7 protein-coding genes and 1 tRNA gene are annotated in these 12,392 nt (G+C 67.5%); 3 read left to right on the forward strand and 5 right to left on the reverse strand.

Annotated elements, in window-relative coordinates:
* The first annotated feature begins 94 nt into the window (after positions 1-94).
* The 3 genes from ACH34S_RS30465 (at position 95) to ACH34S_RS30475 (ending at position 4,695) form a co-directional block, all read left to right on the forward strand.
* Positions 95-445, forward strand: coding sequence for a VOC family protein (locus tag ACH34S_RS30465; protein WP_395956283.1), 351 nt, complete (start codon positions 95-97; stop codon positions 443-445).
* 1,588 nt (positions 446-2,033) lie between these two features.
* On the forward strand, positions 2,034-2,207 hold the full coding sequence (locus tag ACH34S_RS30470) for a hypothetical protein (protein WP_395956285.1): 174 nt from the start codon (positions 2,034-2,036) through the stop codon (positions 2,205-2,207).
* A 1,687-nt stretch (positions 2,208-3,894) separates the two neighbouring features.
* Entirely contained in the window at positions 3,895-4,695 is an 801-nt protein-coding gene (locus ACH34S_RS30475) for a tyrosine-type recombinase/integrase (RefSeq protein WP_395956286.1), read from the forward strand.
* Positions 4,696-4,761: 66 nt separating this feature from the next.
* Here ACH34S_RS30475 and ACH34S_RS30480 read toward each other — a convergent pair.
* The 5 genes from ACH34S_RS30480 to ACH34S_RS30500 form a co-directional block, all read right to left on the reverse strand.
* Positions 4,762-4,835: transfer RNA gene (locus ACH34S_RS30480), tRNA-Ile, on the reverse strand.
* A gap of 67 nt (positions 4,836-4,902) precedes the next feature.
* Entirely contained in the window at positions 4,903-6,327 is a 1,425-nt protein-coding gene (locus ACH34S_RS30485) for a DUF3566 domain-containing protein (protein WP_395956288.1), read from the reverse strand.
* Between the two features lie 69 nt (positions 6,328-6,396).
* On the reverse strand, positions 6,397-8,904 hold the full coding sequence (gyrA, locus tag ACH34S_RS30490) for a DNA gyrase subunit A (RefSeq protein ID WP_395956289.1): 2,508 nt from the start codon (positions 8,902-8,904) through the stop codon (positions 6,397-6,399).
* A gap of 462 nt (positions 8,905-9,366) precedes the next feature.
* Complete coding sequence (gyrB, locus tag ACH34S_RS30495; RefSeq protein WP_395956291.1) at positions 9,367-11,304, reverse strand: DNA topoisomerase (ATP-hydrolyzing) subunit B; 1,938 nt, start codon at positions 11,302-11,304, stop codon at positions 9,367-9,369.
* Between the two features lie 499 nt (positions 11,305-11,803).
* Complete coding sequence (locus ACH34S_RS30500) at positions 11,804-12,391, reverse strand: DUF721 domain-containing protein (protein ID WP_395956292.1); 588 nt, start codon at positions 12,389-12,391, stop codon at positions 11,804-11,806.
* Position 12,392 lies beyond the last annotated feature (1 nt).

Genomic DNA, 12,392 nt, shown 5'->3' on the forward strand with positions numbered 1-12,392 from the left:
AGGACGCCGCCACCCTCATCCCGCGATCGGCGAGACCTTCTCGCGATTCGGCCCGTACCCGGGGGAAAGACCAGACGAGAACCGAGGGGGAGTCATGATCAACGGGGCGCACGTCATCATCTACAGCCGCGACGCCGAGGCGGACCGCGCATTCATCCGGGACGTCCTCGGATTTCCGGACGTCGACGCGGGGCATGGCTGGCTGATCTTCAAGCTGCCGCCGGCCGAACTCGCGGCGCATCCCACCGAGGGCGAGCCGCGGCACGAGTTCTACCTCATGTGTGACGACATCCAGACCACGCTCGAAGGGCTGGGTGCCCGCGGCGTCCAAGTCGACGTCCCCGTCACCGAGCAGAGCTGGGGGCTACTCGCCGCGATCAGGCTACCGAGCGGTGGAGAACTGCCGATCTACGAGCCTCGTCACCCCCTGGCGAAGGACCTCTAGGCGCTGTTATCCACAGGTTGGGGACAGCGTCTGCACACACCTCCCTCGTCGTGCCGACAGGCGCTCTGGAGCTCGCGTCCACAGGCAGATCCCCAGAACGGCCAGGCTTTCCACGGTCCTTGTGGCCCCACCACGCGCCACCCCTCCATCATCCACATGGCCGGGGCGTCATACACGGAATCCACAACCTGTGGATAACTATGGTTCACATCCTGGGTACGGACGCCGGGTGCCGCGTCCACCATTCTTCCCCAGCTCGTCCCCAACCAGTGGGACCACTTATCCACGTCGTGGATAAGCCGCTGACCAGCGACTAAGCCGGGTCCGGCGCGTCCTTGCCCACACCGCTTTCACACGCTGTGGACGAGCGGCCTCCCCAACCCCGTGTGCCCGGTGGACAACGTTGCCCACCGAGAATCCCCAACCACGTCCCCAACCACCGTCGCTCCAGTGCACTGGGGACAACCACCACCAGCACAACGCCCCGAACCGACCATGACCACGCATCCCACAAGCGGCCCCAAGGCGGCACCTTGGTCCCGACTCAGGAACCGGACGGTGGATAGTCCGATGCCTGGTGCCGGGCTCGACTGCCAGGCCGGTGGGACGGTGCAGGCCCCGTCCGCGAACGGCGACATTCGGCATGCAGTCCGGGCGTCCACACGAGAGATGGCGACTGCCCGGTGCGGTGGCCCGAGCTCGCCACCGCACCGGTTAGCAGGTATGGGAAGCCCAGCTGCTGGTCCGTGTGCGCGCCCGCGATTCATCAGATGGCCCAGCGTGCAGCGCTCGTTACTCCCACGGCAGGGGATCGGACGAGCGTGGCCGGACACCGTCCTCAGACGACGTCCGTCCCGTGGCCGGAGAGACCAGCTTCTCCAGATGAACGACGCCTTCCTACTCGCCTGGGCGCTGCAAGTCATTGACGAGCGAGGAAGGTCTCAGGGTGATGACGTTGGGCGTCTCCGCCCAATCTTCACGTGGACGGCTGCAGCCAACAGACTTGCGAACTGTCGGTGGTCGGCCGAGTTCAACGCCCGCATCGTCCGCCGTGTAGAACAGATCGATCCACGATCTCCACGTGCGGCACCCGGCGCGTTTCGATCTCGACGAACCGCGTTATCCACAGTCTGTGGAGAAAGCGCCGCGCGGCCCACATCCCGCAGACTGCATAAGCTCGCCGAGCTGCAACGCTTGCTTCCACAGCTCAGCCCAACCCAAATCCAGACTGTACTGATCGCACAGTGAGCTTTCTCGGACAGAGGGACAAGACCGATGGTGTGCTCAGCGAGCGGCATCGAGGATCTCTTCGCCGAAGCTACGGCGATCTTTCCGAGGCGAGCCGAAGGTGATCCGCGATAGTGGGGAACGTCCGCGCCCGGTACCGCTGGACTACACCCCGGACCTTCACGCAGTACGCGATCGCGGTCTACGACGTGCTGACGGATCTGTGGTGGTGCCGTGTCGGCGGAAGGCGCAACCCTTGAAAGCTCGGGGCGAGATCAGCGCCCCGAGCCCGCTCCAGGCTCAAGGCCCCACAGCACCAGAGCACACAACCGCCCCGATCAGCGGGCAGGAAGGGTGAACCATGTCCGACGCGCGCATGGGCGCGGCCCGGCTCGCCGTGTGCACCACGGCCAGCCTCGTCGCTGTCATCGCCTACAGCGCCACTGCCAGCGCCATGTGGTGGCTGTGGGCCATCTGGGCTCTGCTAGCCATCACGACGACCGCGGTCGGCGCCACGGCATACCGCGCAGGCTGACCCGACAGCCGACACACCGAGAACGGCCCGCCGCTGCAGGAGAAGGGCGGCGGCGGGCCGCTCGCGTGGAGCGGAGTCCCTCATGCCGCAGTAGCCGCGGACCGACGGGTCCTCGATCTTCGTTGGGGATGCGCCAGACACCGAGCGCTACGAGCAACGCACCGTCGATCGTGATCAGTTGGAGATGCAGAGAACCTGGTCGTCGACGGCGGCCACGACAGTCACTGGGACTGTTGCCAGAGACGCGATGACGGTCTTCCAATACATGCTGACCCGCAGCCTGGTCACGCCTTCTTCGGTGGCTGCTTGGCCTGGCGGCGGGGAACGGCGCAGTGCGGCTGCGGCAGGCCGTCCTTGTCGGACTGGTCGCCGGAGCCCCTGCAGCATGTCCGCGATGCGAGTCGAGTTGTGCGGGGCGACACAGCCCTGTGGATAAATGGTGTGGTCGTCCGCCTCGCCCTGTCCATGCGCTCGCCGGTGGCCGTCCTGGACGAGATCCTGCGGGCCCGCGCGGCAACGAAACGGAAGACGATTCCTTGATCGTCTTCCTGGGCTCTCCCATAGCGCCGGATTCTTCCAGCTCATCGTTGTTCGAGGGATGCCGACTACGTGGGCTGACCTTGGGGTGTGGGGGTGGGCCCAGGAGGACTTGAACCTCCGGCCTCATCCCTATCAGTTCGATCGGGACCGAGGTCGCTGGTTCGCCTCCCCACGCTGACCTCGTGTTGACGGCTGATCATGTGCGGCGGCGGCTGCTGCTGTTGCTGTCACGGCTGCTGTCACCTGCTACCCCCGGCTCTGTGGGGAAAGACGTGAGCCCCGCCATGGTTCAGCGGGGCTCACGCAAGCACCTAAAGGCGATGCCAGTCGCGGAAGATCTGGTAGATCAGCCGTGCCAGCGAAACCACGGCGCTAAAGACCCAGGGAGATCGCCACCCACGGTGCTTGTCTCTGGGTTTCTGTTCCAAGGACATAGTTCTTCTCTCCCAGCCCAAGAGAAGCCACTTGGTACCCGACTTGAGACCACGTGCCCTCCCGCCCAAGGAGGGTCTTGAGCTGGCAGTCAAGCAAGGGCTACGACGCGGCCCCGCCGGGTGTGTCTCGCTCCGGGGCTCTAGGGGAGCAAAGCTCCTGTCCTCGCCAGCTAGGCTACGCCAGCTTCTTCCGGGAAATGGCGTTACCGGCATCTTTCCCCACCTTCCTCCCCCCGGCCCCGACGAGCCCTGCACTGAGCGGCGGACGGGTTCTGTCAAGGGTGGCGAAGCCATCATGTAGTGACGCCCGAAGGGCGCCCTTGACAGGTTCCGGCCGTCGCCATCCTCGACGCATCGGGGTCGGGGGGAGCCCCGTGCGTTTCCAGCTCAGCTTGCAACGTCCCTGAACTGGCGGAGCTGGTCGCCAGCTCGGAGACGTAGGGCGGCGGCGCGACCCCGTGGCGGCCGGTCGGGGCGGGGCCGGCGGGCGTGGCGCGATGCGCGGCCCGGCGCGGCCGTCCGGTGACCGGCGCCCACGCCGCACGCTCCGGGCGGCTAGGCGCGGGGCCGCGCCAGCGGCCCAAGCGCCGCCGCCCCTTGAGGAGATCGTCCGGCCGTCCAAGCGGTGGAACACCTACAAGAAGTACGAGCAGACGGTTCGGCTGTACCTCAAGCTAGGTCTCGGCAATCAGCTGGTCGAACGGCTGCTGCGGGTGGCCAAGGTGCAGACGTTCCTCAACGAGCAGATCAAGGCCGGTCACTCGGTGGCCAAGGTGCACATCATGGGCATGGTCCTGGGCGCGGCGCTGACGCGCGCCATGCGGGAAGAGCTGATCACGATGAACGTCGCTCGTCTGACGACCTTTCCTCCGGCCCCGTCACGGAAGAACAAGCCATGGACGGCGGACGAGGCGCGGGCCTTCCTCACCGCTGCGCGGACCGAACCCCTCTACCCGGCCTTCGTGCTGCTGATGGTCTATGGCCTGCGGCGGGGTGAGGTCCTCGGCCTGGGCTGGGACGAGTTGGACTTGGACGAACTGTCCATGTCGGTGTGCTGGCAGTTGCAGCGCATCGACGGGAAGCTCACCCGGACCCCGGTGAAGACGGACGCCGGTGACCGTGGGCTTCCGGTCCTCCCGATCATCTACGAGGGGTTCATTGAGCTGGCCGAACGGCAGATGTTCGCCCAGCGCCGGGCTGGGGACTCCTGGCTGGAAACCGGCCTCGTCTTCACGACGCGGAACGGCGGGCCGATCGAACCTCGGAATCTCTCGCGAGCGTTCGAACGCATCTCCGAACGGGCGAATCTGCGTCGCATCCGGCTTCACGACCTGCGTCACCTGACGGCGACGCTCCTCAAGAAGCTGGGTGTTCCACCGAGAGACGCGGCCGCCATTCTCGGACACGCGAAGATCTCCACGACGCTGGAGATCTACACCGACAGCGACATGGAAGACCACAGGAAAGGACTCGCAAAGCTAGCCAAGGAGCTGTTCGGAGAAGCGGACGAGTAGCCGCGTTGCTGTCTCCACTGCTGTCAAGGGCCCCCGCCGAGATCTCGTCGGGGGCTCTGAACTGGGTGGGCCTAGGAGGACTTGAACCTCCGGCCTCATCCTTATCAGGGATGCGCTCTAACCGACTGAGCTATAGGCCCGGGTTGTGCCGCTGTTCTGGCGGCGCAACGTGAGGTTACCCCATCTGGAGGGGCAACCGGAAATCGATTACTCGGCCTCCTTGAGGGTCACTTCGACCCCGCCGACGAGGTCTGCGGCGAGGTTGTAGATGACGGAGCCGACCGTGGACAGAGCGGTGATGAGCAGGACGTTCAGGGCGCCCACCAGGACCGTGTAGCCGAAGACGCGGAAGAAGGAGAACCAGTTGCCGGCGTCGACGCTGCCGGTGGTCTCGCCCTGCTCCTTGGTGAGGCTGTTGATGGTGTCGCTGATGGCGTCGAACACGCCCAGGCCGGACAGGATCGTGTAGAGAACGATCACGGCGACGAGGAGGATGACGAAGCAGACCAGCGACATGACGAAGCTGAACTTCATCACCGACCACGGTTCGAGCCGGGCGAGTTGAAGCTGGGCCTTGCGCGCCGGTTTACCGCCCGTGGCGGGCTTGGACGGGCGTTTCACCGGCGCGGGCGACGTGGACGGGCGGTCCTTGAGGACGGTCCCCGCGAAGCTCGGACGCTTCGAGCGACCAGAGCCGGGCTTCCCAGACGGGCTAGAAGCAGCGGGCGTCCCGGACGGCCCCGACCCCTGACCCGAGCCGGAGCCCGGACTCGGGGTGGACGAGTTACCCGACGCCGGCGCGTTGAACGGCTGGTTCGGCTTCTCTGTACGTCCTGTGGAAACCGAACCGGACGGCTCAGCGGGCTTGGCCCAGCCCGCCGAGCCAGAGGCCGAACCCGATGCCGCGCTGCTGGACGCCGGACCCGGCTGCGGCGAGGCGGCAGGGCCGGACGTCGAGCCCGAAGGACGGGCGGACGACGGACGAGACGCTGATCCCGATGGGCCGGACGAGCGCCCAGAAGCCGATGCGGGCGGTGGGGTGCTGGGCCTCGGGACGGGGTCGATCATGGTCGGGGAATCGGCGGGCTTGTCGCTCTTGGGCGGCTCGGTGGTGTCCTCAACGGGGGCGATCTCCGGCGAGTCGGACTTGTCCGACGCTTCGGGCATCGGTACCTGGGGGACGTCGGTCCTGGTCTCGTCCGAGCGCGAGTCGATCTCGACGGTCGTCTCGTCCCGGCCGGGCTTGGAGGCCGCGGCGGACACCACCTTGCCCGACGCACCAGACCTGCCCGACGCACCAGACCTACTAGCCGCGGCAGACCTGCCCGACGTACCGGACCTGCCCGACGTACCGGACTTGCCCGACGTACCGGACTTGCCGGACTTGGCGTCCGAGCTGTTCGGGGCGTCCGGCTTGGCCGACACCTCGGACGTGCCCGGCTCGCTCGCGGCGCCGTCCGACTCGCCCGGGTTGTTCGGCTTTGCCGATGTGTCGGGCTTGGCCGTGCGGCCCGGCTTGGCTTCGGACTCGCCGGCGGCCTTCGCGCCGGGGTCGGCCCCGGGCGTCTCGCCGGAGCCGCCCGGCGCAGCCGCGCCGGGCCCGTCCTTGCTCTTGCCGGGCTCGGTGCTCACGTGTCCTCCTGGCCTAGCGGTCGGGCGACGAAGGCGACGAACGCGCGGGACGCGATGATGTCCCGTACGTCATTCACCGTCGTCGCCTCCCTCGGCGTCCTCTGAGTCCTCCATGGACTCTACGTTCCTCGCGATGGCCACCACGCTGTCCCCGTCCGCGAGGTTCATCAGGCGGACGCCCATGGTCTGCCTGCCGGACTGCTTGATCTCCGCGGCCGTGGTCCGGATGACTCCGCCATTGGAGGTCATCGCGAACACACCGTCTTCCGGGCCCACCATCAGGGCCCCTACCAACATCCCGCGGGATTGCACGATCTTAGCCGTGAGGACGCCCTTACCCCCACGACCTTGCAGCGGGTACTGGTCGACGGGCGTCCGCTTGGCGTATCCGCCCTCGGTCGCGACGAGGACGTCGTGGGCCGTGTCCTGCACGACCAGCATGTTGAGAACTTCCTGGTCCTCGTCGAAACGCATGCCGATGACGCCGGAGGTGGCGCGTCCCATCGGGCGCAGCGAGTCGTCGTCGGCGCGGAAGCGGATCGCCTGGGCGCCGGTGGACACCATCAGCAGGTCGTCGTCGGTCGAGACGAGCCGCGCGGCGATGACCTCGTCGTCATCGACCAGGTTGATCGCGATGATGCCGCCGGTGCGCGGCGAGTCGAAGTCGCCCAGCGCGGTCTTCTTGACGCGGCCCTTCTTCGTCCCGAGGACGAGGTAGGGCGCGACCTCGTAGTCGCGCAGGTCCATGACCTGGGCGATGTGCTCGTCCGGCTGGAACGCCAGCAGGTTCGCGACGTGCTGGCCGCGCGAGTCGCGTCCAGAATCGGGCAGTTCGTACGCCTTCGCCCGGTACACCCGCCCCTTGTTGGTGAAGAACAGGATCCAGTGGTGCGTCGTGGTGACGAAGAACTGGTCGACGATGTCGTCCTGCTTGAGCTGCGCGCCACGCACGCCCTTGCCGCCTCGCCGCTGCGCGCGGTACAGGTCGGTGCGGGTGCGCTTGGCGTAGCCGCCGCGGGTGATCGTGACGACGACGTCCTCTTCGGCGATGAGGTCCTCGTACGAGACGTCCCCGTCGAACGGGATGATCTGCGTGCGCCGCTCGTCGCCGAACTTCTCGACGATCGGGGCCAGCTCGTCGCTGACGATCTGACGCTGCCGCTCGGGCGAGGCCAGGATGTCGTTGTAGTCGGCGATCTCCGCCATCAGCTTGTCGTACTCGTCGGTGATCTGCTGCCGCTCCAGGGCGGCGAGCTTGCGCAGCTGCATGTCGAGGATCGCCTGCGCCTGGATCTCGTCGATCTCCAGCATCTGCATCAGGCCCCGCTGCGCCTCCGACGCCGACGGCGACCGGCGGATCAGCGCGATGACCTCGTCGATCCGGTCGAGGGCCTTCAGCAGTGCGCGCAGGATGTGGGCGCGCTCCTCGGCCTTGCGGAGCAGGAACCGGGTGCGGCGGACGATGACTTCCACCTGGTGCGAGACCCAGTGCCGCACGAACTGGTCGATGCGCAGGGTGCGCGGCACGCCGTCGACCAGCGCGAGCATGTTCGCGCCGAACGTCTCCTGCAGCTGCGTGTGCTTGTACAGGTTGTTCAGGACGACCTTGGCGACCGCGTCCCGCTTGAGGACGATCACCAGGCGCTGGCCCGTCCGGCCGGACGTCTCGTCGCGGACGTCGGCGATGCCGTCGAGCTTGCCCTCCTTCACCCCGTCGGCAATCTTGAGGGCGAGGTTGTCCGGGTTGACCTGGTACGGCAGCTCGGTGACGACGAGGCAGGTGCGGCCCTGGATCTCCTCGACCTCGACGACGGCGCGCATGGTGATGGAGCCGCGGCCGGTGCGGTAGGCGTCCTCGATGCCCTTGCGGCCGACGATCAGCCCGGCGGTCGGGAAGTCGGGGCCCTTGACCCGCTCGATCAGCGCTTCGAGAAGTTCCTCGTCGGACGTGCCGAAGTTGTCGAGGTACCACCTGACACCCTCGGCGACCTCCCGCAGGTTGTGCGGCGGGATGTTCGTCGCCATCCCCACCGCGATGCCGGCGGACCCGTTGACCAGCAGGTTCGGGTACCGCGACGGCAGGACGTCCGGCTCCTGCGAACGGCCGTCGTAGTTGGGGGAGAAGTCGACGGTCTCCTTGTCGATGTCGCGCAGCAGCTCCATCGCAAGGGGCGCCATGCGGCATTCGGTGTACCGCATGGCCGCGGCCGGGTCGTTGCCGCGCGAGCCGAAGTTGCCGTTACCGTCGACCAGCGGATACCGCATCGACCACGGCTGCGCGAGCCTGACCAGCGCGTCGTAGATGGCGGAGTCGCCGTGGGGGTGGTAGTTCCCCATGACGTCGCCGACGACGCGGGCGCACTTGAAGTAACCGCGGTCGGGGCGGTAGCCGCCGTCGTACATCGCGTACAGGACGCGGCGGTGCACGGGTTTGAGGCCGTCGCGGACCTCGGGCAGAGCACGCGCGACGATGACCGACATCGCGTAGTCGAGATAGCTCTTCTGCATCTCGACCTGGATGTCGACCGGTTCGATCCGTTCGCCCGGGTATCCGCTCTCGGTGGTCACGTCCGTCACTCTCAAGACCTCTTCTGCTCGTTGGGATGCAAGTACGGTCGGCTGCCGGAATCAGCCCGCGGACGCCTCAGCCGTCCGCCGCGCCCTTGCTCGCCTGGAAGGAGCCGCCCGGCCTGCGCCACCGGAAGCTCACCCGCCCAGGCGCACGCCACAGGACCCCCGCCCCGGACCAACCGGACCGCCGCGCCTATCGCCGTCGCCGCTGCCTCTGCCGCTGCCGTTGCCGCCGGATGCTCAATCCGAGGCGCCATGATCACGGCTGCCTGCGGAAAACCTGCCATCACACGACGGCGAGCCGGGCCAACGGGCCGGGAACCGGGGCCTGGACGGCGGGAACCGGAGCCAATGCGGCTGGTGGGGGCCGGGCCAGGGCGGCTGGGAGCGGGGCCGGCGGCCGTGGGGCCGTCGACCGGTGGGAGCTGGGCCATCAAGCCAATGGGAGCTCGGCATGGGCCGCCGTACTCAGATGTCAAGGAAGCGCACGTCCTTGGCGTTGCGCTGGATGAACTCGCGGCGGGGTTCGACCTCCTCGCCCATGAGCACGCTGAACAGCTCGTCCGCCTGGGCGGCGTCGTCGAGCTGCACCTGCAGCAGCACACGGTTGTCGGGGTCCATCGTGGTGTCCCACAGCTCGTTGGCGTTCATCTCGCCGAGGCCCTTGAAGCGCTGGACCAGGTCGCGGGGACGCGGGTCGCGCTTGCCGGCGGCGACCCCGGCCTCGATGATCGCGTCCCGCTCGGAGTCGGAGTAGGCGTAGTCGGCCTCCGAGCCGCGCGCGTCCCACTTGATCTTGTAGAGCGGGGGCTGGGACAGGTAGACGTGCCCGGCCTCGATCAGCGGCTTCATGAACCGGAACAGCAGCGTCAGCAGCAGCGTGTTGATGTGGTGGCCGTCGACGTCCGCGTCCGACATCAGGATGATCTTGTGATACCGGAGCTTGGTGATGTCGAACTCGTCATGCACGCCGGTGCCGAGCGCCGTGATGATCGCCTGCACCTCGTTGTTCTTCAGGATCTTGTCGATCCTGGCCTTCTCCACGTTCAGGATCTTGCCGCGGATCGGCAGGATCGCCTGGAAGTGCGGGTTGCGGCCGCCCTTCGCGGAGCCGCCCGCCGAGTCGCCCTCGACGATGTACAGCTCGGACTTGCCGGGGTCGGTGGACTGGCAGTCCGACAGCTTGCCGGGCAGGGACGTCGACTCCAGCAGGCTCTTGCGACGGGTCAGATCGCGCGCCTGCCGCGCCGCCACCCGGGCCCGCGCCGCCTGCGACGCCTTGTTGATGATCTCCTTGGCCTCGCCGGGGTTCTCCTCGAACCAGTCGCGCAGATGCTCGTTGCAGGTCTTCTGCACGAACGACTTGGCCTCGGTGTTGCCGAGCTTGGTCTTGGTCTGGCCCTCGAACTGCGGGTCGGCCAGCTTGATCGAGATGATCGCGGTGAGGCCCTCGCGGACGTCCTCGCCGGTGAGGTTGTCGTCCTTGTCGCGGAGCAGCCCCTTGTCGCGGGCGTACCGGTTGACGATCGTGGTCAGCGCCGCGCGGAACCCCTCCTCGTGGGTGCCGCCCTCCGCCGTGTTGATCGTGTTCGCGAACGTGTGGACGGACTCGGCGTAGGACGAGTTCCACTGCATGGCGATCTCGATCGACATGCCCTTGGTCTCGTCGCCGAAGTACACGACCGACTCGTGGGCGGCGTCCTTACGCGCGTTGATGTAGCGGACGAAGTCCTCGATGCCGCCCTCATAGTAATAGCGGACGACGCGCGGCTCCCCGTTCACGTGATCGGGACGCTCGTCCCGCAGCGTGATGGCGAGGCTGCGGTTGAGGAACGCCATCTCCTGGATGCGGCGGGAGAGGGTCTCGAAGTTCCACTCGGTGGTCTCGAAGATCTCCGGGTCCGGCCAGAACCTGATGAGGGTGCCGGTCTCGTCGGTCTCCTCACCCTGGCTGAGCTCGGTCTCAGGCCCCTGCCACGTGTACGACTGGCGCCACACATGGCCGTTCTGACGGACCTCGGCCTCCATCCGGGTGGACAGCGCGTTCACAACCGCCGAACCCACCCCGTGCAGGCCACCCGACACGGCATAGGACTTGCCGTCGAATTTGCCGCCCGCGTGCAAAGTGGTCAGCACCAGCTCAATGGCCGGCCGCTTCTCGACGGGATGCTCGCCAACGGGGATGCCGCGCCCGTTGTCGAGGACGCTCACCCCTCCGTCGGCCATCAACGTCACCACGATGTCGTCGGCGTAGCCGGCCAGGGCCTCGTCGACCGCGTTGTCCACGATCTCGTAGACGAGATGGTGCAGGCCACGCTCACCGGTCGAGCCGATGTACATGCCCGGGCGTTTGCGAACCGCCTCAAGCCCTTCAAGGACAGTGATCGAACTAGCGTCGTACGCCAAAGGAGATCCTCCTGCCGGGGATGTCTGCCGCTCCGCGCCCGCGGGAGGGCACGGTGTGCCCCGTAACACACATGACAGGGCGCCCTTGTGCTCTGTTCAACGTTCGGTCAGAGCTTTGGGCACCCCTTGGCGGCGCAGCATCCTGAACCGATTTCATTCTACCGGGTCATGCGACAGAAAGTGGCACTGCCGAGCGCTGTATGCGCGTGTGGCGGCCGAGCGGGCCTGGAGATGCATCCCCCCACAGGACCGGGGGTGTTCTCTGGCCTACGTGGCGCTCGCTGCTGAACTCAGCACCCCCGATCCCGAACACATGTTCCCACCACCCCCCGACAGTCCCCCTCACTCAAGCCCAGCAGCCACCCACCCGACACGGACCCGCTCCCCATACCTGGAGACGGTCACTCCCGCCCCTCGTCCAACATCACCACCACCCCACCCACATCCTCCAGCACACAGCACCCCCACCCGCGGGAGTGGGTGGGTGCATGGGTCGGGGTTAGCGGGTGCGCCAGGCGCCGGGGCGGCGGGGGGCGGTGGGGCCTACGACCTTTACCCGGCGGACGGTGCCGTGGCCGAGTTCCTCGTTCAGGCGCCGGACGAGGTTGGACGACAGCAAGCGAAGTTGGGTCGCCCAGGTCGTCGAGTCGGCCACGACGGTGAGTTCGCCGTCCTCGAAGCGTTCCGGGTGGGTGTGCTCGGCCAGCTCCGCGCCGACGATGCCGGCCCAGTTGCCGAAGACGCCGCCGACGGCGGCTCGTTGCTCCCAGCCACGGGACGCCATCAGGTCGCGGATCGCCGCGCCGAACAGTTTGGGGTCGCCGCCCCGCCCGGGATCGCGCACGCGGACGAGGCGTCCCGACCCCTTGCGCTTGCCGTTCTGCCCGGGCATGGTGCCGCGCTTAATCGCGTCCGCCTTCGCCTGGGCGAGGGCCTCACGGGCCAGTTCGATGCCCGACTTGGGCGGCGGGACGTCGGCGCCCGGCGCACCCGGCGCGCCGGACTCGGGGGACTCGGGGGACTCGGGGGACTCGGGGGACTCGGGGGACTCGGGGAAGTTGTGCACATCCTGTGGATCGTCGTTCACG

This window comes from Actinomadura sp. 3N508 (assembly GCF_044326375.1).
Taxonomy (GTDB): Bacteria; Actinomycetota; Actinomycetes; order Streptosporangiales; family Streptosporangiaceae; genus Spirillospora.

Coding starts and splice junctions, on each gene's coding strand:
- ACH34S_RS30465 (WP_395956283.1), top strand. CDS start 95: ATGATCAACGGGGCGCACGTCATCATCTACAGCCGCGACGCCGAGGCG.
- ACH34S_RS30470 (WP_395956285.1), top strand. CDS start 2,034: ATGTCCGACGCGCGCATGGGCGCGGCCCGGCTCGCCGTGTGCACCACG.